Raw genomic sequence first — 20,131 nt, 5'->3', positions numbered from 1 at the left:
CGATGCTGCTGTTGCTGCTTGCCTACCTCGGGGGCGCGCTGACCCTGCTCAGCCCCTGCATCCTGCCGGTGCTGCCGTTCGTGTTCGCGCGTGCCGATCGCCCGTTCCTGCGCAGCACGCTGCCGTTGCTGCTGGGCATGGCGCTCACCTTCACCGTGGTCGCCAGCCTGGCCGCGGTGGGTAGCCAATGGGTGGCGCAGGCCAACCAGGTTGGACGCTGGATCGCCCTGCTGCTGATGGCGTTGTTCGCGGTCGCGCTGCTCTGGCCGCGGCTGGCCGACCACCTGCTGGCACCGTTCCAGCGCGTGGGTGCCCGCCTGAGCGCACGCGCCGATGCGGCGGATGCCGCGGGGCACGGCGGCGCGTGGACCTCGTTGCTGATCGGCATCGCCACTGGCCTGCTGTGGGCGCCGTGCGCCGGTCCAATCCTCGGCCTGGTGCTGACCGGTGCTGCCCTGCATGGCGCCAGCGTCGGTACCAGCACCCTGCTGCTTGCCTATGCATCGGGTGCGATCACCGCGCTGGCGCTGGCGGTGTGGGTCGGCGGCCGGGTGTTCCGTGCGCTGCATGCGAGGCTCGGCCTCGGCGATGTCCTGCGCAAGGTGCTGGGTGTAGCCGCGCTGCTGGCCGTCGTGGCGATCGGCCTCGGCTGGGATACCGGCCTGCTGACCCGTCTTTCAACGGTCAGCACCGCGCGTATCGAACAAAGCCTGCTCGACGCCGTGCCCGGCGCGCAGCCGGCGGCACCGCCGATGATGATGATGGCTGGCCCCAATGCGGGTGCAGATGCACCGCTGCCAGTGGAAGGCACCCTGCCCGCACTGGACGGTGCCACGGGCTGGCTCAACAGCCCTCCGCTGAGTGCACGGCAGCTGCGTGGCAAGGTGGTGCTGGTCGACTTCTGGACCTACTCCTGCATCAACTGCCTGCGCGCGATGCCGTTCGTGCACGAATGGGAACGTCGCTACCGTGACCATGGGCTGGTGGTGATCGGCGTGCACACGCCGGAGTTCGCCTTCGAACGCAACCCGAGCAACGTGATGAAGGCGGTGCAGGAACTGAAGGTCGAGTACCCGGTGGCGCTCGACAACCAGTACACGATCTGGCGCGCGTTCAACAACCGCTACTGGCCGGCGCAGTACTTCGTCGATGCACAGGGCAACATCCGCGGCCACCAGTTCGGCGAGGGCAACTATGCACGCTCGGAACAAGTGATCCGCCGGCTTCTGACCGAAGCCGGGCAGACCAACCTGCCACCACCGGCCGACCCCGCCGCCGCCGACCTGAAGGGTGTGGCCGTGCAGGCCGACATGAGCAACCTGCGCTCGCCGGAGACCTATCTGGGCCACGCGCGTGCCGAGCAGTTCGCCTCACCCGGCGGCCAACGCAGCGATAGCCCGTTCGACTACACGCTGCCAACCACCCTGGCACTGAACCAGTGGGGCCTGTCCGGACGCTGGACCGTCACCGACGAGGCCGCACAGCTGCAGCAGGCCGGTGGCCGCATCGCCTTCCAGTTCCACGCACGTGACCTGCACCTGGTGCTGGCACCGAACGAGGACGGCAAGCCAGTGCGCTTCCGCGTCTGGCTGGATGGCAAGCCGCTGCCCGCCGCCGATGCCGGCAGCGATGTCGACGCCGATGGCAGCGGCGTGGTCAACGAACACCGCCTGTACCAGCTGGTGCGCCAGCACGGCGCGGTCGGCCCGCATCGCTTCGAGATCGAATTCCTCGATGCGGGCGTGCAGGCCTATGCCTTCACCTTCGGTTGAAACGGGAGCACACGATGAAACTCTCTTTTGAACAAGGTATCGCCGCCGGTGTCGCCGGCTTGGTAGCTGCTGCATTGATCGCTGGCGTGCTGCTGGTCGACCACGGCGCAGTCGCGGCACCGCTGGAAGCCAGCGCGCAGGCCAAGGCACTACCGGCGCCCAGCGGCGACGCCGCGTTCCGCGATGACGCCACCCATGCCAGCGTGGTGTTCGCCGGCGGTTGCTTCTGGGGCGTGCAGGGCGTGTTCCAGCACGTCAAAGGCGTGAGCAATGCGGTGTCCGGCTACATCGGTGGCAGCGCGGCCAATGCGCGCTATGAGCGCGTCAGCGGTGGCCAGACCGGTCATGCCGAGGCGGTGAAGATCGACTACGACCCGCGCCAGGTCAGCTATGGCCAGCTGATGCAGGTGTTCTTCTCGGTGGTGCACGATCCGACCCAGCTCAATCGACAGGGGCCGGACCACGGCAGCCAGTACCGCTCGGCGATCTTCAGTGATGACGCACGCCAGCAGGCGGCCAGCCGCGCCTACATCGCCCAGCTCGGCCAGGCCGGCAGCTACCGCGCACCGATCGTCACCCAGCTGGTCAGCGGCCAGCACTTCTACCCGGCCGAGAGCTACCACCAGAACTACATGACCAACTACCCGCAGGCGGCCTACATCCGCTACTACGACGCACCGAAGCTGGCGGCACTGGGCAAGCAGTTCCCGGCGCTGTACCGGCGCGACGCGGCACTGGTGCCGATGCGGTAACGACCCGGGTAGTGCCGGCCGCTGGCCGGCTCCTGCGGATCTGGGGATCGCCGGCCAGCGGCCGGTACCACCTCCCAAAAAAGACGCACGGCCATCCAGCCGTGCGCTTGGGAAGTATCGGCCGTGCCCCGATCAGGCCCGTCCGACAACGACATGCTAGGCTCGCCATCATCATGGGTACAGAACCAGATGGCGGGAAGTTCGATGGATACAGATAACCAGAGCGCGATGATCCCACCCCGCTACCAACGGCTGTCCGATGAACTGGCCGAAGCCATCCACGGCGGACGTCTCCCGGTCGGCAGCCGCCTGCCTTCACTGCGGCAGATGGCCCTGCAGCGAAGGCTCAGCCTGAACACGGTGATCGCCGCCTATCGCCAGCTGGAAGATGCCGGCCTGGTGATTCCGCGGCCCAAAGCCGGCTTCGAGGTCGCGCCGCGATTGTCGGTGCCGGAACGTTCGCTGCGCGACACGCCGTCTGCGCCCACCGCGCCGCTGCAGCAGGTGTTGATGGCTCGCGTGCTGGAGGCACAACGTCGCTCCGGAGTGATCGACCTGGCGTTCGCCGGTCCGCGCGGTCGCCAGTTCTATCCGGGCGCGCAGCTGGCCCGGCATACCGCGCAGGTGCTGCGCCACGGCCAGCAGACAGTGGAAACCTACGCGCGCCCGAACGGCTCCCCCAGGCTGCTGGCGCAGATCGTGCGTCGCGGTCCACGCATGGGCCTGCACACCCACAGCGAGCGGCTGCTGCTGACCCACGGCGCGATGGAGGCCCTGCAGCTGGCGTTGCGTGCGGTTACCCAGCCCGGCGACGCGGTCGGCATCGAGGCGCCGTCCTACTTCAACCTCTACCCCTTGCTGGCCAACCTCGGCCTGCAGGCCATCGAGCTGCCCACCCACCCGCAGCACGGGCTGGATGTCGACGCATTGGATGCGCTGCTGGAGCACACGCCGCTGGCCGCACTGGTGGTGATGCCCACCGTGCACAATCCGCTGGGCTGCACCATGCCGACACCCGCCAAGCAACGCCTGGCCGAACTGGTCAACGCACGGCAACTGCCGCTGATCGAGGATGCGGTGTACGCCGAGCTGCAGTTCTGCGAACCGCCGGCGCCCTTGCTGAAGGCCTTCGATCGCGATGGCTGGGTGATGGTGGTCGGTGGGTTCTCCAAGACACTGGCGCCGGATTACCGTATCGGCTGGCTGGATGGCGGCCGCTTCGCCGAGCGCATCGCGCTGCTGAAATTCCAGTCCACCGGTGGCGAGCCTCAACTGCTCGGCGATGCGGTGGCGGCGTATCTGGAAGCCGGAAGCTACGAGCATCACCTGCACCGCATGCGCCGGCTGTACCGCGAACAGGTGGGACGGCTGCGCCAGCTGGTAGCCGAACACTTCCCGGCCGGCACCCGTGCCACCGAGCCGCAAGGCGGCTTCCTGCTGTGGCTCGAACTGCCGGGCGTGGATACGCGTGAGCTGTTCGAACGTGCGCTGGTAGAGGACATCGTGTTCATGCCCGGCCAGGTGTATTCGCGTGGTGCGCGTTACCGCCACTGCCTGCGGCTGTCGTGCTGCCAGACCTTGGATGCGCGCTTCATCGGTGCGGTGGAGCGGCTGGGTGCGATCGCGCGGGAGCTGGCGGCTGCAGCACGGTAACGCGGGCCGCTGGCCGGCAACCTCGGGATCGCCGAGTGGATGCAGTTGCCGGCCAGCGGCCGGCACTACCCAGGATCATTCGAGCAGGTGCACGCTCAGCGCTTCGCCATCCGCTCCCGGCAGATACGGCAGCCGCCCCCAGCACGGCATCGGCAGGCGCTGCTGCAACGTCGCGATGGAACGACTGGGTGCGATTGCGCGGGAGCTGACAGCTGCAACACGGTAGTCCCGCCCCCCCCCCCCCCCCCCCCCCCCCCCCATCCACCCCCCTTCCCATCCCTCCCGCAGATACGGCAGCCGCCCCCAGCACGGCATCGGCAGGCGCTGCTGCAACGTCGCGATGTTCTCATCCTGGCGCTGCATCACCGGGTCGATGTGGTTGCCGATCCAGCCCAGGCACTCCACGCCGCTGGCCTGCAGCGACTGCGCAGTCAGCCGTGCGTGGTTGATGCAGCCCAGCCGCATGCCGACCACAAGTACTACCGGCAGATGCAATGCACGCACCAGGTCAAGCTGGTCCAGCGTGGTCGAGACCGGCGCCAGCCAACCGCCAACACCCTCCACCACCACGACATCGGCCTGCGCACGCAGACGTTCGAACGCGGCCACGATCGGTGCCAGTTCCACCTGCACGCCATCCTCGGCAGCGGCCAGCTCCGGCGCCAGCGGTTGCCGCAGCGCGTACGGATTCAGGTCGGCATAGTCCGGCACCGGCCAACTGGCCGCCTGCAGCGCCAGCGCGTCCTCGTTGCGCAGGCCCTGCCCCAGATCTTCACTGCCACTGGCCACGGGCTTCATGCCGACTGCGCGCAGGCCGCGCCGGCGCAGTGCATGCAGCAGCGCGGTGCTGGCCGCGGTCTTGCCGATCTCGGTATCGGTGCCGGTGACGAACAGGGCAGGCGGCAGCGTGGCGGGCAACGGCATCGATAAGCTCCAGCGGGGCAACAGAGCGTGCATTATCGCCGGCCCGGCGTGCTTGCTAGACTGCGGGCATGTTCGCCAATGCCTCGCTCACCGGCAGCAAGCCGGAACAATACGCCCAGCTGCTGGAACAGGCCCGTGGCCTGGTCTACGCCGAGTCCGACCGCATCGCCAACGCGGCCAACCTCTCCGCACTGGTCTACCACGCCCTGCCCGACCTGAACTGGGTGGGCTTCTACCTGTATGACGGCAAGGAGCTGGTGGTCGGCCCGTTCCAGGGCCTGCCGGCCTGCGTGCGCATCCCGCTGGACAAGGGCGTGTGCGGTGCCGCCGCCAGCCAGCGCGTGACCCAGCGCGTGGACGACGTCGATGCCTTCCCCGGCCATATCGCCTGCGATTCGGCCTCGCGTTCGGAACTGGTGGTGCCGCTGCTGCGCGGCGATGAACTGATCGGCGTATTCGACATCGACAGCCCGAAGGTCGGCCGCTTCGATGCTGACGACCAAGCCGGCCTGGAGGCGATCGCCCGCGTGTTCGTCGAGGCGCTGGGATGAGCGCACCGAAGCTGCGCAACATCGGCCCGAAGAGTGCGGCGTGGCTGCGTCAGGTCGGCCTGCGCAGCCGCGAGGATCTGGTTGCGATCGGCGCGGTCGGTGCCTTCGTCAAGGTCAAGCGCGCCGGCTTCAAGCCCAGCCTGAACCTGCTCTATTCACTGGAAGGCGCGTTGCTGGACTGCCATTGGCAGGAACTGAGCGAGCCGCAGCGTGAGGCGCTGGTGCAGGATTACGAAGCGCGCATCGCTGCGCATCCGCTGAAGGCGGCCGGCCCCGCTTCGGGCCCGGTGCATGAGCAGCGCTTCGATGCTGACGACGACGCTGAGGACAGCGTGGCCGAGCGCGCGGACGAGGATTGAGGCCTCCGCGTTCCTGGGGATGCCGGCCAGCGGCCGGCACTACCACTGTGATGCGGGATCGGTAGCGCCGGATCATGCCCGGCGAGTGCGGTCAGGGCTGCTGCAGCTCCAGCAGTTCGCCCACCAGCCCGACCTCGCCGCGCTCGAGCCACACCCGCAGGCGTGTGCCGTGGTCAATACGCAGGGCCCAGCACAGCGACATCGGCAGGCCGCAGACCTGCGACAGCACCATGCGCAGCGGGCCGCCGTGGCTGACCACCAGCGTCGGCACCGGATCGTCATCATCAAGCAGGCGATCCAGCGCGCGCGCGATGCGCCGCTCGAAGTGGCCCCAGCTTTCGCCGTTCGGCGGCGGGAATGCATGCGGGTCGGCATGGAAGGCCGCCAATGCATCCTCCGGCAGGTCGAACAGCGACTGTCCGTCCCAATCGCCGAAATCCAGCTCTTCCCATTCCTCGTCCGCTTCCACGTCCAGCCCGCGCGGGGTGGCCAGGGCCATCGCCGTGTGCAGCGAGCGCAGCCGCGGCGAACTGATCACCCGCTCCCAGGGCTGCGCAGCGTAGGCGTCGACCAGTTCCTGCGGCAGGCGGGCCAGCTGCGGTGGATCGCTGCGGCCATCGAGGAACTCATCGCGACCGTTGCCGGCATGGCGGACCAGGTCGAGGATCATGCGTGCGTCCTGTACAGGCAACGCGGGAAAAGCGGAAAACGGGCGGACATCGGCAACGGCACCACGGGATCGAGGGACCATTCTAAGGGCACAGCAAAGGCAGTCGAGCAGGCTCGACGCTACGGGCCGCCTGCGATGCCGTAGACTGCGCGCACTTCCAGGTGACCTGCGGCCACGGCCGGCAGGTTGAAACGGGAAGCCGGTGACGCGTGATTCCACGCCAGGCCGGCGCTGCCCCCGCAACGGTAAGCACGTCAGTTCCAGGCAACAACGCCACTGTGCCGCAGGCATGGGAAGGCGCCTGGACGGTGGCCTCGCGCCACCCGGCGGCAAGCCCGGAGACCGGCCAGGAAGCCTCAGGTCGCGATGCGGTGGGCATGGCGCTGGATGACCGCAGCCTGCGCTGCGGCGTCGGCGCATGCCTGCCTTCGCGGCTCCTCCCCTTCGCCACGCGGGCGTGCGTGGCACCTGGAGTCCCCCATGAAGCTGCAGTCCCGAATGCTGTCCCTGGCCGTGCTGGCCGCCCTGCCCGCGCTGGCCCAGGCGGCCGATGACACCACCGCGCTCGACCAGATCCTGGTTACCGCCACCCGCACCCCGATCGCCCTGCAGGACAGCATCGCGCCGGCCCAGGTGATCGACCGCGCGCAGATCGAATCCAGCCCGGCCACCTCGCTGCAGGAACTGCTGCGCGGCCGCGCCGGCATCAACCTGACCAACTCCGGCGGCCTCGGCAAGCAGAGCTCGCTGTTCCTGCGCGGCACCAACTCGGGCCACACCGTGGTGCTGGTGGATGGCGTGCGCATCAACAGTGCCGACCTCGGCCTGGCCATGTACCAGGACCTGCCACTGGCGCAGATCGAACGCGTGGAAATCGTGCGCGGCCCGCAGTCCAGCCTGTACGGTGCCGACGCCATTGGTGGCGTGATCCAGATCTTCACCCGCCGCAACCAGGGCGATTTCGCTCCGCACTTCCAGCTCGGCGGTGGCAGCAACGGCCTGCGCGAAGCCAGCGGCGGCATCGGCGGTGGCACCGAACGCGGCTGGTTCGGCGCCGACATCGCCTACCAGCATTCCGACGGCATCGATGCCTGCCGCGGCTCCGCCTCGGTGTTCACCGCGGGCTGCTTTGCCGACGAGCACGACCGCGACGGCTACCGCAACCTGTCCAAGAGCCTGCGCGGCGGCTACAGCTTCAACGACCAGTGGACCGTGGAAGGCAGCGCACTGCGCGCCGACGGCAAGAACCACTACGACGGTTACTACAACTATTCGGAAACCCGCCAGCAGGTGCTCGCTGGCAAAGTGCACTACACCCCGTCTGAACGCCTGGCTTTCACAGCCAACGTCGGCCGCAGTGACAACGAGTCGGACAACTTCGGCGCACCGGGGGTGTTCGGCAGCGCCCAGACCCATCGTGACAGCGCCTCGCTGCAGGGCGACTTCGGCGTGGCCGAGGGCCAGCTGCTGAGTGCAGGCGTGGATTGGAGCGAAGACAACCTGGACGGCAGCAGCGCCGGATATCTCGTCGACAGCCGCCGCAACACCGGTGTGTTCGTGCAGTACCAGGGTCGCTTCGGCCGCCATCAGCTGCTGGCCAGCGCGCGCAATGACGACAACCAGCAGTTCGGCAACCATGCCACCGGCAGCGTGGGCTGGGCGATGGAACTGGAGCACGGCCTGCGCGTCAATGCCAGCTACGGCACGGCGTTCAAGGCGCCGACCTTCAGCGACCTGTACGACCCGTGGAGCGGCGTGCCGACGTTGAACCCGGAGAAGTCCAAGAGCGCCAACCTCGGTGTTTCGCAGCAGGGCCAGGGCTGGCACTGGGGCCTGGACGTCTATGAGACCCGCATCGATGACCTGATCACCTACGATGCGTCCACGATGAAAATGCAGCAGGTGGAGAAGGCGCGCATCCGCGGTGCCGAGCTGACCGGTGGCGTGCTGTTGGCCGGTTTCGACATCAACGCGCAGCTGAGCTACACCGACCCGCGCAACCGCACCCATGGCAGCACCCAGTTCGACAACTGGCTGCCGCGCCGTGCGCAGCAGACCGCGCGCCTGGACGTCGACCGCCGCTTCGGTGACGTCCGCGCCGGCCTGACCGTGCAGGGTGCGGGCAAGCGCTATGACAACGCCAGCAACTCGGTGAAGGTTGGCGGCTACGGCACGCTGGACCTGCGCGCCGAGTACGCGCTGACGCCGTCGTGGTCGCTGCTGGCGCGCGCCGCCAACGTATTCGACCGCACGTATGAAACCGTGGCGTGGTTCAACCAGCCGGGCCGCGAGTACCAGCTGAGCGTGCGTTACCAGCCGAAGTGACCGCGACGGTCATGGCAGTGCCGGCCGCTGGCCGGCACTACCATGACCTTCGGCAACGCATCCCGGGTTGCCGGCCAGCGGCCGGCACTACCCAATGCGCCGATCCGGGATTGCCGGCCAGCGGCCGGCACTACCCATTTCGTCAGCCCGGGTTACCGGCCGGCGACCAGGGATGTCCGTTGCATCAGCCCTGCAACCCCGGCAACTCACGCAGGTCGTCGATCACCGCCACCGCATGCGCGGTGGCCAGGTCCAGGCCACGCGGATAGCCGTAACGCACCAGTGCGATCGGCATGCCCGCATCTTCGGCGGCGCGGTAGTCGGTCAACGAATCACCCACCATCAGGCATGCGTCCACCGGCAGCCCGAAGTGCGCGGCGACGTGCCGCAGCGGTTCACCACTGGGCTTGCGCTGCGGCAGGGAGTCGCCACCCAGCACCAGCGCGAACGCATCACCGATGCCCAGGTGCTGCAGCAGCGGTGGCACCAGCGCTTCGGGCTTGTTGGTGCAGATCGCCAGCGGCACGTTGCGCGCACGCAGCTGCGTCAGCGCTTCGGCCACGCCATCGAACAGGCGCGGGCTGCGCAGCAGGCACTCACGGTAGTGCACCATGAACACCGGCATCACTTCGGCCAGGTCGACTTCGCGACCGGCGGCATGCACGGCCTGCTCGACCAGGCGGCGCACACCATCTCCGATCCAGCCCAGCACCGTGGCTTCCGGCACGCGTGCCACACCGATGTCCTCCAGCGTGCGGTTCAGTGCTTCGGCGATATCGGCGGCGCTGTCGACCAGCGTGCCATCAAGGTCGAACACGACCAGCGGATAGGGATACGACAAGGGACGGCACCTGCATGACGTGGGGCCGTCCATTGTACGCCGCTGGTTTTTGCGCCGATCCGCCTCAGCCGATCCGGCGCGCGCGGGTCGCCAGGAAGGTGGGCAGATAGCGATCGATCAGGAAGCGCGGCTGCGGCTGCCAGTCTTCCATGAAGCGATCGATGATGAAGCCGGCATCGAGCTGACCACCGATCAGTTCGGTCAGGCTGTGGCCGAAGGTCAGCGCGTCACCCCGTGCCAGCTTCGCCTCGCGCTCGGCCGGCGCCAGGTCTTCCAGGTCCGAATAGGGAATGGCGTACTGTGGCCGGATCAGGCCTTGTGCATCCAGCTGCGGATCGCGCGCGCCAACGAACAGCACCGGGTTGTAGAAGCTGGCCATCAGCATGCCATCGCGTGCCAGCACGCGGCGGCACTCGGTCCACACCGGGCGCACATCAGGCACGTACAGGTTCGAGATCGGGTGGAACACCACATCGAAACTGTCGTTGGCAAACACGTGCAGATCGCGCATGTCGCCCTGCACGGTGCGCAGCTGCAGGCCATCGCGCGCGGCGACCCTGCGGTCCTGTTCCAGCTGCCCGTCGGAGAGATCGAACACGGTGACGTCAGCGCCCGCAGCGGCCAGCACCGGTGCCTGCTGGCCACCGCCCGAGGCCAGGCACAGGATGCGACGGCCGCGCACATCACCCATCCAGTCCAGTGGCAACGCGCGGGGCGTCAGGTGCACCTGCCAGCGGCCTTCGCGCGCGGCGGCAATCGTTGAACTTTCCACCGGGCGCGACCATTCGCGCACTTCGCTGGCCTGGCGGTCCCAGGCAGCACGGTTGTGGTCGATCAAGGCCTGTCCATGGTTCATGTGTTCTCCTTGCCCGGTGGGCGCCAATCCAGATCCTGGAAGGCCGGGCTGGCGAAGCACTCGGCCAGGAAGTCCAGGAATCGCCGCATGATAGCGGGCTGCTGGCGCCGTGACGCGTACACGGCATGAATGCCGAGTTCGTCCAGGCTGAATTCGGGCAGCAGTTCGATCAGTTCGCCACTGCGCAGCAGCGGCGCCACCTGGTAGGTCGGCAGCATGGCGATGCCGGCACCGGCGCGCACCGCCTCCAGCAGCAGCGAGGCCTCGTTGGCACTGATGTTGCCACCCACCGCCACCGACAGCGAACGCCCATCGCGGTGCAGCTGCCACAGGCTCTTGCCGACGTAGTGGTGGGTCAGGCAGTTGTGCGCGGCCAGGTGCTCGGGGGCGGTCGGTGTGCCACGTGCCTGCAGGTAGGATGGCGTCGCGCACAGCACCGAGCGGCAGGTGGCCAGCCGCCGTGCGATCAGGCTGGGATCGATCTGGCGCGCGATGCGCACGGCCAGGTCCACCCGCTCCTCCACCAGGTTCACCGTGCGGTCGACCAGCAGCAGCTCGATGCGCGCCGCCGGATGGCGCGCGACGAAGCCGGCCACCGCCCGCGCCAGGTGGCTCTGCCCGAATGAGACGCTGGCGGTCACCCGCAGCGTACCGTGCGGCTCGGGATCATCACTGGCCAGCTCGCCCTGCAGTTCTTCGCCGATCGCCAGCATCTGCCGGAAGCGCGCCAGCGCTGCCTCGCCGGGGCCGGTCAGGCTGACCCGGCGCGTGGTCCGGTGCAGCAGGCGTGCGCCCAGCCAGCTCTCGACCTCGGCCAGGTAGCGGCTGACCATCGCCCGCGACATGTCCAGCACCTCGGCGGCGGCGGTGAGGCTGCCGCGCTCGGCCACCTCGACGAACACGGTCATGGCGGTCAATCGGTCCATATGCTCGATCCATGCAACAAACAAGCGCGTTATACGCTGTTTTTCGAGCAACTGCAGCAGCCTAGAGTGGCCCCATTCCCACCCCACACCGCCCCACGGAGTCATGCCATGAAAATCGCCCTCGTTGGTTCCACCGGCAACATCGGCCGCCAGATCGCCCGCCACGCGCTGGCCCGCGGCCACGAACTCACTGTCATCGTGCGCAGCGCGCAGGACCTCCCGGCCGAGCTGGCCGGTGCCCATCCCGTGATCGCCTCGCTGGATGACCAGGACGCGCTGGTTGCCGCCATCACCGGCCACGACGTGCTGGCCAGTGCCTACGGCCCGCGCCCGGGCGATGACATCGGCCGCGTCGGCGAGGTCGCCGCGCAGCTGGCCGCCGCCGCACGCAAGGCCGGTGTACCGCGCCTGGTGGTGGTCGGTGGCGCCGGCAGCCTCGAAGTCGCACCCGGCGTGCAGCTGGTCGATACCCCCACCTTCCCGGACGCCTACAAGCCGTACGCACTGGCACACCGTGAGGCGTTCAACCGCCTGCAGGCGGTGGATGACCTGGACTGGACCTTCTTCTCGCCGGCCGCCGAAATCGGCCCGGGTGAACAGCGCGGCCAGTACCGCGTGCAGGCCAAGGCCTTCCTCGCTGATGCCAGCGGCCACAGCCGCATCAGCTACGCCGACTACGGCGCGGCGTTCGTCGCCGAGCTGGAAGCGCACCAGTACCCGAAGCAGATCATCACTGCGGCGTACTGATGCCAGGCCGCCGGGCATGGCCCGGCGCTACCCACCTGTGAGCCAGGCCCACGCCCGGCTCGCCGTCCGCCACAAGGAATGCCCCATGCGTACCGCTGCCCTGCTGCTCCCCCTCGCCCTGGCCGCCAGCTTCACCAGTGCGCCACTGCTCGCCGCGCCGGCCGCCGCAGCGCCGGCCACGGCCACGAAATCCCAACTGCACCTGCAGACCTTCCATCCCGGCCCGCAGGCGATGTTCTCGGTGTCCTCGGTGCTGATCGAAGGCCGCCACGACGCGATCCTGGTCAATGCGCAGTTTGCTGCCAGCGACGCGCGCAAGCTGGTCGAGCTGATCCGCGCCAGCGGCAAGCAGCTGACCACCATCTACATCAGCCACGGTGATCCGGACTACTACTTCGGCCTGGCCACGCTGCAGGACGCGTTCCCGCAGGCGCGCATCGTCGCCACCGCGCAGACCGTCGCCCACATCCAGCAGACCCAGGCCGGCAAGCTGGCCTACTGGGGGCCGAAGATGGGTGCCGACGTGCCGGCGCGCATCGTGGTGCCGCAGGTGCTGGACGGCGATGCCCTGCAACTGGAAGGCCAGCGCCTGCCGCTGATCGGCCTCGATGGCCCGACCCCGGACCGCACGGTGCTATGGGTGCCGTCGCTGCGCGCGATCGTCGGTGGTATTCCGGTGGTAGCCGGTGAGCACGTGTGGATGGCCGATACGCAGACGCCGAAGTCACATGCCGACTGGCTGCAGACCCTGCAGCGGCTGCAGGCACTGAAGCCGAAGGTGGTGGTGCCGGGGCACTACGCGCCGGGCGCGGCGCTGGATGCCAGTGCGCTGCGCTTCACCGCGGACTACATCCGTGCGTTCGATGTTGAGGCGGCAAAGGCGAAGGACAGTGCGGCACTGGTGAAGGCGATGCAGGCGCGCTACCCGAAGCTGGCGGGCGTGGCGTCGCTGGAGTTGAGTGCGAAGGTGGCCAAGGGCGAGATGCAGTGGCCATGAGGTAGGGAGTTTTCTTTTGCAGGGCTGCGCCCTGCACCTGCTCAATGCAACGGCAACAGCCGAAGCAACAGCAACAGCTGGCTATCCGTGGGATGGCGGGGTGGGTCCGGTTGCGGGGGACGCCGTGAATCCGTCCATGGAGGCTCGGTCGCGCCATCCATGGCGCTCACGCCCCCGCAACCGGACCCACCCCGCCTTCGACAGTTCTCTGCGATCTGCCTGGATGGCATGTCTGCGCAACCTGTCTGGATGGCATGACCTGCTCTTGGTAGGTGTCGACCTTGGTCGACACGAAGATCAGCTAGGTGGGGACTCGTTCGGTTCGTGCTCGAACAGTTCCCCCTGCACCACCGGCTCCTTTTCGCGGAAGCCACCGAGTCCGACACCCACCAGCCGGTAGCGGGTCTCCGCCGGCAGGTCGACGCGGGCGCGCAGGGCCAGGGCGATGTCGCGCAGTTCTTCCATCGATTCCGGCGGGCGCTCCGGGGTGAAGCTGCGGGTGAGGATGCGGAACTGCGCGGTCTTCAGTTTCAGCACCACGGTGTGGCCGACGCGTTCGGTCTTGCGCGTGGCATTCCAGGTCTTCTCTGCCAACTGCACGATCGCCTCCCCCAGGTCTTCCAGCGGCAGATCCTCGGCGAAGGTGTCTTCGGAGGAAATCGACTGCACCTGCTGGTCCGGCTCCACCGGCCGCTCGTCGATGCCGCGTGCGCGGTTGTACAGGCTGCGGCCGAAACTGCCGAACGCCTCTTCCAGGTCGATCAGTGCCCACTGCCGCAGGTCGCCGCAGGTGACGATGCCGCGCGCGGCCAGCTTGCCTTCCATCACCTTGCCGACGCCGGGCACGCGGTTCACCGGCAGCGGCAGCAGGAACGCGTCCACCCGCTGCGGCGGAATCACGAACTGGCCATCGGGCTTGCGCCAGTCCGAAGCGATCTTGGCCAGGAACTTGTTCGGCGCGATCCCGGCTGAAGCGGTCAGGTTCGTCTCCTCGCGGATCTGCGCACGGATGGTGCGGGCGATGTCGGTGGCCAGTTCGATGCCGCTCTTCGGCTCGGTCACATCCAGGTAGGCCTCGTCCAGCGACAGCGGCTCGACCAGGTCGGTGTGGCGCAGGAAGATCTCGCGCACGTGGCGTGACACCGCCTTGTAACGTGCAAAGTCCGGCGGCACGAAGATCGCATCCGGACACAGGCGTTCGGCACGCAGCGCCGGCATTGCCGAACGCACGCCGAACACGCGTGCCTCGTACGAGGCCGCGCACACCACCGAGCGCGCGCCGCGCCATGCCACAACCACCGGCTTGCCGCGCAGTGACGGATCGTCGCGCTGCTCCACCGACGCGTAGAACGCGTCCATGTCGACGTGGATGATCTTGCGCAGTCGGGTCATGTCAGGCGGAAAGGGCGGGGGCGTGCCGAACGGGCCACACGCCGAAGTATGGTCGTTGCACATCAACAGGATGCGCGTATTCCATTGAAAACACTACGGTTGCGTACGGTTGAAATGTTTGATCGGCGCAGTTTCCACGGGCATCCTCGAGCGCTTGTTTCCCTGTTTCCCCGCTTCCAGGATTGTGCTTCATGACCCGTCTCCACGCGTTCAACCGCGAACAGCTGCTGGCCAGCGCACGCGGTGAACTGTTCGGCACCGCCGCCGGCCGTTTGCCCAACGATCCGATGCTGATGTTCGACCGCATCACCGACATCCGCGAGGACGGCGGACCGCATGGCAAGGGCATGGTACGCGCCGAACTGGATATCCGCCCGGACCTGTGGTTCTTCGGCTGCCACTTCATCGGCGACCCGGTGATGCCCGGCTGCCTCGGCCTGGATGCCATGTGGCAGCTGACCGGCTTCTTCCTGACCTGGCTGGGCGCCCCCGGCAAGGGCCGCGCACTGGGCTGCGGCGAGGTGAAGTTCACCGGCCAGGTACTGCCGGAGGCCAAACTGGTGCGCTACGAGATCGACATCAGCCGTGTCATCAACCGCAAGCTGGTGATGGCCCAGTCGGACGCCCGCATGTACGTGGATGACCGCGAAATCTACAGCGCGCGCGACCTGCGCGTCGGCCTGTTCACTGAAACCGGGAGCTTCTGATGCGTCGCGTCGTCATCACCGGCATGGGCATCACGTCCTGCCTCGGCAATGATCTGGATACCGTTTCGGCTGCGCTGCGCGAAGGGCGCTCGGGCATCACCGCCCTGGCCGACCACGCAGAAGCGGGCCTGCGCAGCCAGGTAGGCGGTCGCGTCGACCTCGACCTGGAGGCGCTGATCGACCGCAAGCAGAAGCGCTTCATGAGCGATGCGGCGGCCTTCGCCTACCTGTCCATGCGCGATGCGATCGCCGATGCCGGGCTCAGCCCCGAGCAGGTCAGCAACCTGCGCACCGGCCTGATCGCCGGCTCCGGCGGCGGCTCCAGCGAATGGCAGATCGGCGCAGTCGACCTGCTGCGCGAACGTGGTGTACGCAAGGTCGGCCCGTACATGGTGCCGCGCACGATGTGCTCGACGGTCTCGGCCTGCCTGGCCACCGCCTACCAGATCAAGGGTGTCAGCTACTCGCTGTCGGCCGCCTGCGCGACCTCGGCGCACTGCATCGGCGCCGCCGCGGACATGATCCGCCATGGCGCGCAGGACATCATGTTCGCCGGTGGCGGTGAAGACCTGCACTGGTCGATGAGCGTGATGTTCGATGCGATGGGTGCGCTGTCGACCAGCTTCAACGAGACCCCGGCCAGCGCCTCGCGTCCGTACGACAAGGACCGCGACGGCTTCGTCATCGCCGGTGGCGGCGGCATGCTGGTGCTGGAGGACTACGACCACGCCGTTGCGCGCGGTGCGCACATCCATGCCGAGCTGATCGGCTATGGCGTGACCTCCGATGGCGCCGACATGGTCGCGCCGTCCGGTGAAGGCGCGGTGCGCTGCATGAAGATGGCGCTGCAGGGCGTCGATCGTCCGCTTGACTACCTCAACACCCACGGCACTTCCACGCCGCTGGGCGACGTCACCGAGCTCAACGCGATCCGCGAAGTGTTCGGCGATGCGGTGCCACCGCTGTCCTCGACCAAGGCGTTGTCCGGCCACTCGCTGGGTGCGGCCAGCGTGCATGAGGCGATCTACTGCCTGCTGATGATGCGCGATGGCTTCGTTGCCGGTTCGGCCAACATCGGCGAACTGGACCCGAAGGTGGAAAGCTTCCCGATCCTGCGCGAGAGCCGCGAGCAGACGCTGGATACGGTGATGTCCAACAGCTTTGGCTTCGGTGGCACCAACGCTGCGCTGGTGTTCGGGCGGGTGTGATGGGAAGGCGTGCCGACCAACGGTCGGCACCTACCAGGGCGTTTGGGCGTGCCAACCAAGGTTGGCACCTACCGGGGCATTGGGTGTGCCGACCCACGGTCGGGCGCCCACCGTTACCTCGGCAGCAGCGGCAGCAGCAGCGCGTGCGCGTCCACCAGCGAGCCGACGATGCGGTGGCCCAGCGCGCGCAGCTCTTCATCCGGATGCACCAGGTCCGGCACCTGGATCACGGTCATGCCTGCCGCCAGCGCTGCACGCGTGCCGGCCGGTGAGTCTTCCAGCGCCAGGCAGCGCTCGGGCACCTGGCCCAGCCGCTGCGCGGCCAGCAGGTAGATATCCGGCGCCGGCTTCGGCCGCGCCACATCACCACTGGTGATCACGGCATCGAAATACGGCAGCAGGCCGGCCGCGGCCAGCTTGCGGTTGGCCCGCGGCTGCCGCGTGGTGGTTGCCACCGCGCGCGGTACCGCGTGCGCTTTCAGCAGCTCCAGCAGCTCCAGAATGCCCGGACGCAGCGGCAGGCCGGTCTGTGTGCGTGCTTCGTACAGCTCATGGCAACGTGCAGCCACCGCGTCGATCACGCTGTCCTCGATGCCCTGCGCGCGCAACAGGGCGTGCGTATCGCGGTCGCCGAGGCCGACCATGCGCAGGAACACCGTCTCGTCCAGACCCAGCCCGAATTCGTCGGCCGCCTCGCTCCAGCAGGCCAGCGAGACCCGCTCGCTGTCGATCATCAGGCCGTCCATGTCAAAGATGACGGCGTCGGGGAGGAACGGCAGCGCAGCGATGGTGGTCATGGAGCGAACAGCGTATCCAGATCGGTGGAGGTGAGCTGCCGCCATTGCCCCTCGTCCAGTCCCCGCAGGTCCAGCCCGCCGACACGGCTGCGGTGCAGGGCCTGCACGTGGTTGCCGGTGGCGGCGAACATGCGGCGTACCTGATGGTAGCGGCCTTCATGCAGCACCAGGCGTGCGCGACGCGCATCCAGCACTTCCAGTTCAGCCGGCAGCAGGGGGGTCTTCTCGGACTCCAGCATCAGCGTACCGCTGGCGAACAACGCCACTTCGTCGCCGCGCAGGTCGTCGCTCAGTTCCACTTCGTAGACCTTGGGCAGCTTCGACTTCGGCGAGATGATCCGGTGCAGCAGGCCGCCATCGTCGGTCAGCAGCAGCAGGCCGCTGGTCTCGCGGTCGAGGCGGCCCACGGTGGACAGCACCGGATCGCGGTCGCGGAAGCGCGGCGGCAGCAGGTCGTAGATCAGGCGGCCGGTGTCCTTGGTCGAACAGGTGTAGCCGGCCGGCTTGTGCAGCGCGATCGACAGCCCCACCGGCGGGTCCAGCGGCTCGCCATCGACCCGGATCGCCTCGTGCGGCACCTGGTCGTCGGCATACAGCACCTCGCCGTCGGCGTCGGTGACGCGGCCTTCGCGGAACATCCACTGCACCTGCTTGCGGCTGCCATAGCCCAGGTTGGCGATGAGCTTGACCAGCTTCACTTGCCCTTCCCCTTCACCGCTTCCACCAGCTTGAAGCCATCACGCTCGGCGATCACGCGCACCGCGCCAAAGCTCTCGTTGAGCGTGTACTCGTACGGCAGGTGGCGGTTGGCCACCACGTACAGGCGTCCGCCCGGGCGCAGCGCCTGCGCGGCCACGGCGATGAAGCGCTGGCCGATATCCGGGCGATCGGCGCGCGAGGGCGTGTGGAACGGCGGGTTGCTGATGATGACGTCGTAGCCCGGCTCGATGCCGCCGGTGACGTCCTGCCACAGGAAGCGCAGCGGCAGCGCGCGCGGCGGCGGCGCCAGGTTCAGTTCGGCAAGGGCCAGCGCACGCTGCTCGGCTTCGTACAGATCCAGCGCGGTGATCTTCGGGCAGCGCTCCAGCAGCTCGCGCGACAGATAGCCATAGCCCGCGCCGAGGTCGGCGGCACGCCCGGCCAGGTCGGCCGGCAGGTGCTCGGCCAACAGCGCCGACGCCGGGTCGATGCGATCCCAGGCGAACACGCCCGGGCGGCTGAGGAAACGGCCGCCGACGATCGGCCGCACCGCATCCAGTGCCGACCAGCGCTTGGCCAGGTCGGCGTCGTGCTGGCCCTGCATCGGGGCGGTCCAGTACACGCGACAGTGGTTCTTGGTCAGGCTGCCGCCGAGGCCGGTCAGTTGCTTGAGGTCGCCCTCGCCCGAACGTGCGCCTTCGTTGTTGGACTGGCAGGCGACGATGCGGCCGCCGTCGGCGACCAGCGCCAGCGCGCGCGCAAACAGGGCACGGGCCTCCTCGCGCTGGCGCGGCGGCAGCACCAGCACCAGCGGGTAGCGGCCCTTGCCGGCCACATCATCCAGCTGGCCGCTGACGGTCCAGCCGGCGGCCTGCTGCAGCGGCTGCGCGAACGGGGCAAAGCTCTGCTCGCAATGCACTTCGCGGTTGCCGGCCACTTCGCGCAGCGGCCAGCCGTCGCGGGCACGCAGGAAGGCCACCGGGCCCTCCGGCCAGCGCAGGGCGCCTTGGGAGAACGGCAGGAACAGGGTCTGCAGGGGGGCGTCGTCGCTGGAGGCCATCGGCGCGGGTACTTCAAGCGTGAGGGCCGTCCATTGTACCGGCTTGGCCGGGCCGGCCCCGGCGGCCGCTTTGCGAAACCCGAACGGGGCCTTGATCTGCCAGCAACATTGAAACGTTCAGGGTAGAGGCTCCCCCCGGAAACCCAGGAGAACCTGCATGCGAGCCTTGTTCGTCGGTGGCGTGGTCGACAACAGTGAAATGGACCTGGAAGGCAGCCATCCGCCCGTGCATTACCCCGAGGACACCGGCGGTGGCCACTCGCGCTACCGGCTGCACCAGGTCGGCCATGGTGCCGACGGAAGCGTGGCCTATGCGGTGTACGGCGCACCGGACCTGGCCGACGACGAGGTGGCGAGGGTGGCGGAAGAACGCGCCTACGCGCGCCGGTTCGAGGCGACGCCTACGTTGTTCGAGCATTGATCCCAACAGCCACGCATGGCGTGGCTCTACTGCAACCTCTGGAAAATCCACGCTGTGCGTGGACGGCATGAGGCCTGGCCGATGACGAGGTCACGCACATCCATGCGTGGCCCTTTCCAGTAGATCCACGCCATGCGTGGATGGGGTTGGCAGGTTGCCGTCAGACCCTGGGCGGCAACCTGCGGATGCTGGCGATCTCGTCCAGCCACACGTGGTGCTGCTGCACCGGCGTATCGTAGTCATCCAGCCGCAGCTGGCCGTTGCTGCCTTCGTCGCCGGCCTCGTTGCGGTACTGCTGCACTGTCGGTTTCACGGCGACGGTGCCGAGCAGGCGGCGACCATCGTGCAGGGTCAGTTCCACCTGCGTTTCGCCTTCCAGCTGCGGCAGCAGGGCTTCCAGGCGCGCAATCTGCGCCGGATCGGTGTGGATGCGGGGAGCTGTACGGGACATCGGCGACCTCCTGCGTACAGGGT

The 20,131-nt window shown here is 68.2% G+C and carries 20 protein-coding genes, 1 pseudogene and 1 riboswitch; of the genes and pseudogenes, 11 read left to right on the top strand and 10 right to left on the bottom strand.

What is annotated here, in order from left to right; all coding sequences use genetic code 11:
- The first annotated feature begins 2 nt into the window (after positions 1 to 2).
- From ACZK45_RS02355 to ACZK45_RS02345, 3 genes are all read left to right on the top strand, one after another.
- Positions 3 to 1,772: a cytochrome c biogenesis protein DipZ gene (locus tag ACZK45_RS02355; protein ID WP_478445394.1), complete on the top strand. Its 1,770-nt coding sequence runs from the start codon at positions 3 to 5 to the stop codon at positions 1,770 to 1,772.
- A 14-nt stretch (positions 1,773 to 1,786) separates the two neighbouring features.
- Complete coding sequence (gene msrA / locus ACZK45_RS02350; RefSeq protein ID WP_197585374.1) at positions 1,787 to 2,524, top strand: peptide-methionine (S)-S-oxide reductase MsrA; 738 nt, start codon at positions 1,787 to 1,789, stop codon at positions 2,522 to 2,524.
- 204 nt (positions 2,525 to 2,728) lie between these two features.
- Positions 2,729 to 4,177: an aminotransferase-like domain-containing protein gene (locus tag ACZK45_RS02345; protein ID WP_478445393.1), complete on the top strand. Its 1,449-nt coding sequence runs from the start codon at positions 2,729 to 2,731 to the stop codon at positions 4,175 to 4,177.
- Between the two features lie 288 nt (positions 4,178 to 4,465).
- Here the strand turns inward: ACZK45_RS02345 and bioD are convergent.
- Positions 4,466 to 5,101 (bottom strand): annotated as a pseudogene (bioD, locus tag ACZK45_RS02340) (dethiobiotin synthase); the annotation flags it as partial.
- Positions 5,102 to 5,169: 68 nt separating this feature from the next.
- On the opposite strand from bioD, the gene ACZK45_RS02335 reads away from it, so the two are divergent.
- Together ACZK45_RS02335 and ACZK45_RS02330 are read left to right on the top strand one after the other, a co-directional pair.
- A complete protein-coding gene (locus tag ACZK45_RS02335; protein ID WP_004140850.1) occupies positions 5,170 to 5,652 on the top strand; it encodes a GAF domain-containing protein in 483 nt (160 codons plus the stop codon).
- The gene (locus ACZK45_RS02330) at positions 5,649 to 6,011 is read left to right on the top strand and encodes a TfoX/Sxy family protein (RefSeq protein ID WP_032128727.1); all 363 of its coding nucleotides are present in this window, start codon (positions 5,649 to 5,651) and stop codon (positions 6,009 to 6,011) included. The genes ACZK45_RS02335 and ACZK45_RS02330 overlap by 4 nt, the downstream gene beginning before the upstream one ends.
- 91 nt (positions 6,012 to 6,102) lie before the next feature.
- Here ACZK45_RS02330 and ACZK45_RS02325 read toward each other — a convergent pair whose 3' ends face one another.
- Positions 6,103 to 6,681 carry a histidine phosphatase family protein gene (locus tag ACZK45_RS02325; protein WP_032128728.1) on the bottom strand — a complete coding sequence of 193 codons (579 nt, stop codon included), beginning with the start codon at positions 6,679 to 6,681 and terminating at the stop codon, positions 6,103 to 6,105.
- Positions 6,682 to 6,823: 142 nt separating this feature from the next.
- Positions 6,824 to 7,046, top strand: a riboswitch (cobalamin riboswitch).
- A gap of 115 nt (positions 7,047 to 7,161) precedes the next feature.
- On the opposite strand from ACZK45_RS02325, the gene btuB reads away from it, so the two are divergent.
- Positions 7,162 to 9,006, top strand: coding sequence for a TonB-dependent vitamin B12 receptor (gene btuB, locus ACZK45_RS02320; RefSeq protein WP_478445392.1), 1,845 nt, complete (start codon positions 7,162 to 7,164; stop codon positions 9,004 to 9,006).
- Between the two features lie 184 nt (positions 9,007 to 9,190).
- Here btuB and gph read toward each other — a convergent pair whose 3' ends face one another.
- The 3 genes from gph to ACZK45_RS02305 form a co-directional block, all read right to left on the bottom strand.
- Entirely contained in the window at positions 9,191 to 9,847 is a 657-nt protein-coding gene (gene gph, locus ACZK45_RS02315) for a phosphoglycolate phosphatase (protein WP_180837560.1), read from the bottom strand.
- Positions 9,848 to 9,911: 64 nt separating this feature from the next.
- Complete coding sequence (locus ACZK45_RS02310; protein WP_032128731.1) at positions 9,912 to 10,703, bottom strand: class I SAM-dependent methyltransferase; 792 nt, start codon at positions 10,701 to 10,703, stop codon at positions 9,912 to 9,914.
- Positions 10,700 to 11,629, bottom strand: coding sequence for a LysR family transcriptional regulator (locus ACZK45_RS02305; protein ID WP_164080451.1), 930 nt, complete (start codon positions 11,627 to 11,629; stop codon positions 10,700 to 10,702). The genes ACZK45_RS02310 and ACZK45_RS02305 overlap by 4 nt, the downstream gene beginning before the upstream one ends.
- A gap of 108 nt (positions 11,630 to 11,737) precedes the next feature.
- On the opposite strand from ACZK45_RS02305, the gene ACZK45_RS02300 reads away from it, so the two are divergent.
- Positions 11,738 to 12,376, top strand: a complete 639-nt coding sequence (locus tag ACZK45_RS02300; protein WP_125892457.1) for an NAD(P)-dependent oxidoreductase — start codon at positions 11,738 to 11,740, stop codon at positions 12,374 to 12,376.
- Between the two features lie 85 nt (positions 12,377 to 12,461).
- Complete coding sequence (locus ACZK45_RS02295) at positions 12,462 to 13,373, top strand: MBL fold metallo-hydrolase (protein ID WP_125892454.1); 912 nt, start codon at positions 12,462 to 12,464, stop codon at positions 13,371 to 13,373.
- A gap of 297 nt (positions 13,374 to 13,670) precedes the next feature.
- On the opposite strand, the gene dinB is transcribed toward ACZK45_RS02295, so the two are convergent.
- Positions 13,671 to 14,765, bottom strand: a complete 1,095-nt coding sequence (gene dinB / locus ACZK45_RS02290; protein ID WP_049398366.1) for a DNA polymerase IV — start codon at positions 14,763 to 14,765, stop codon at positions 13,671 to 13,673.
- Between the two features lie 191 nt (positions 14,766 to 14,956).
- On the opposite strand from dinB, the gene fabA reads away from it, so the two are divergent.
- The gene (fabA, locus tag ACZK45_RS02285) at positions 14,957 to 15,472 is read left to right on the top strand and encodes a 3-hydroxyacyl-[acyl-carrier-protein] dehydratase FabA (protein WP_005407930.1); all 516 of its coding nucleotides are present in this window, start codon (positions 14,957 to 14,959) and stop codon (positions 15,470 to 15,472) included.
- Positions 15,472 to 16,680, top strand: coding sequence for a beta-ketoacyl-ACP synthase I (gene fabB, locus ACZK45_RS02280; protein WP_293796104.1), 1,209 nt, complete (start codon positions 15,472 to 15,474; stop codon positions 16,678 to 16,680). The genes fabA and fabB overlap by 1 nt, the downstream gene beginning before the upstream one ends.
- A gap of 113 nt (positions 16,681 to 16,793) precedes the next feature.
- Here the strand turns inward: fabB and ACZK45_RS02275 are convergent, their stop codons facing one another.
- From ACZK45_RS02275 to ACZK45_RS02265, 3 genes are read right to left on the bottom strand one after another with little or no spacing between them, the layout of a single operon-like run.
- Positions 16,794 to 17,477: an HAD family hydrolase gene (locus tag ACZK45_RS02275; RefSeq protein WP_125892451.1), complete on the bottom strand. Its 684-nt coding sequence runs from the start codon at positions 17,475 to 17,477 to the stop codon at positions 16,794 to 16,796.
- Positions 17,474 to 18,175, bottom strand: coding sequence for a pseudouridine synthase (locus ACZK45_RS02270; protein ID WP_279913795.1), 702 nt, complete (start codon positions 18,173 to 18,175; stop codon positions 17,474 to 17,476). Before ACZK45_RS02270 ends, ACZK45_RS02275 begins: the two co-directional genes overlap by 4 nt.
- A complete protein-coding gene (locus tag ACZK45_RS02265) occupies positions 18,172 to 19,236 on the bottom strand; it encodes a class I SAM-dependent methyltransferase (RefSeq protein ID WP_346485176.1) in 1,065 nt (354 codons plus the stop codon). The genes ACZK45_RS02270 and ACZK45_RS02265 overlap by 4 nt, the downstream gene beginning before the upstream one ends.
- A 157-nt stretch (positions 19,237 to 19,393) precedes the next feature.
- On the opposite strand from ACZK45_RS02265, the gene ACZK45_RS02260 reads away from it, so the two are divergent.
- Positions 19,394 to 19,657, top strand: a complete 264-nt coding sequence (locus ACZK45_RS02260; RefSeq protein WP_005407925.1) for a hypothetical protein — start codon at positions 19,394 to 19,396, stop codon at positions 19,655 to 19,657.
- Between the two features lie 160 nt (positions 19,658 to 19,817).
- Here the strand turns inward: ACZK45_RS02260 and ACZK45_RS02255 are convergent, their stop codons facing one another.
- Complete coding sequence (locus ACZK45_RS02255) at positions 19,818 to 20,108, bottom strand: DUF3247 family protein (protein WP_049463459.1); 291 nt, start codon at positions 20,106 to 20,108, stop codon at positions 19,818 to 19,820.
- Positions 20,109 to 20,131 lie beyond the last annotated feature (23 nt).

It is taken from the genome of Stenotrophomonas sp. 63632_Sma, assembly GCF_056482875.1.
The sequence above is the reverse complement of the archived record's forward strand: the minus strand, read 5'-3'. Positions and strand labels throughout refer to the sequence as shown.

Bases quoted from the DNA above. Each gene is read 5' to 3' on its own strand.
- fabA (WP_005407930.1), top strand. From the start codon at position 14,957: ATGACCCGTCTCCACGCGTTCAACCGCGAACAGCTGCTGGCCAGCGCA.
- ACZK45_RS02335 (WP_004140850.1), top strand. From the start codon at position 5,170: ATGTTCGCCAATGCCTCGCTCACCGGCAGCAAGCCGGAACAATACGCC.
- ACZK45_RS02305 (WP_164080451.1), bottom strand. From the start codon at position 11,629: ATGGACCGATTGACCGCCATGACCGTGTTCGTCGAGGTGGCCGAGCGC.
- ACZK45_RS02295 (WP_125892454.1), top strand. From the start codon at position 12,462: ATGCGTACCGCTGCCCTGCTGCTCCCCCTCGCCCTGGCCGCCAGCTTC.
- ACZK45_RS02260 (WP_005407925.1), top strand. From the start codon at position 19,394: ATGCGAGCCTTGTTCGTCGGTGGCGTGGTCGACAACAGTGAAATGGAC.
- msrA (WP_197585374.1), top strand. From the start codon at position 1,787: ATGAAACTCTCTTTTGAACAAGGTATCGCCGCCGGTGTCGCCGGCTTG.
- ACZK45_RS02300 (WP_125892457.1), top strand. From the start codon at position 11,738: ATGAAAATCGCCCTCGTTGGTTCCACCGGCAACATCGGCCGCCAGATC.
- ACZK45_RS02355 (WP_478445394.1), top strand. From the start codon at position 3: ATGCTGCTGTTGCTGCTTGCCTACCTCGGGGGCGCGCTGACCCTGCTC.
- ACZK45_RS02325 (WP_032128728.1), bottom strand. From the start codon at position 6,681: ATGATCCTCGACCTGGTCCGCCATGCCGGCAACGGTCGCGATGAGTTC.
- fabB (WP_293796104.1), top strand. From the start codon at position 15,472: ATGCGTCGCGTCGTCATCACCGGCATGGGCATCACGTCCTGCCTCGGC.
- ACZK45_RS02330 (WP_032128727.1), top strand. From the start codon at position 5,649: ATGAGCGCACCGAAGCTGCGCAACATCGGCCCGAAGAGTGCGGCGTGG.
- ACZK45_RS02265 (WP_346485176.1), bottom strand. From the start codon at position 19,236: ATGGCCTCCAGCGACGACGCCCCCCTGCAGACCCTGTTCCTGCCGTTC.
- ACZK45_RS02310 (WP_032128731.1), bottom strand. From the start codon at position 10,703: ATGAACCATGGACAGGCCTTGATCGACCACAACCGTGCTGCCTGGGAC.
- ACZK45_RS02345 (WP_478445393.1), top strand. From the start codon at position 2,729: ATGGATACAGATAACCAGAGCGCGATGATCCCACCCCGCTACCAACGG.
- ACZK45_RS02275 (WP_125892451.1), bottom strand. From the start codon at position 17,477: ATGACCACCATCGCTGCGCTGCCGTTCCTCCCCGACGCCGTCATCTTT.
- ACZK45_RS02255 (WP_049463459.1), bottom strand. From the start codon at position 20,108: ATGTCCCGTACAGCTCCCCGCATCCACACCGATCCGGCGCAGATTGCG.
- dinB (WP_049398366.1), bottom strand. From the start codon at position 14,765: ATGACCCGACTGCGCAAGATCATCCACGTCGACATGGACGCGTTCTAC.
- btuB (WP_478445392.1), top strand. From the start codon at position 7,162: ATGAAGCTGCAGTCCCGAATGCTGTCCCTGGCCGTGCTGGCCGCCCTG.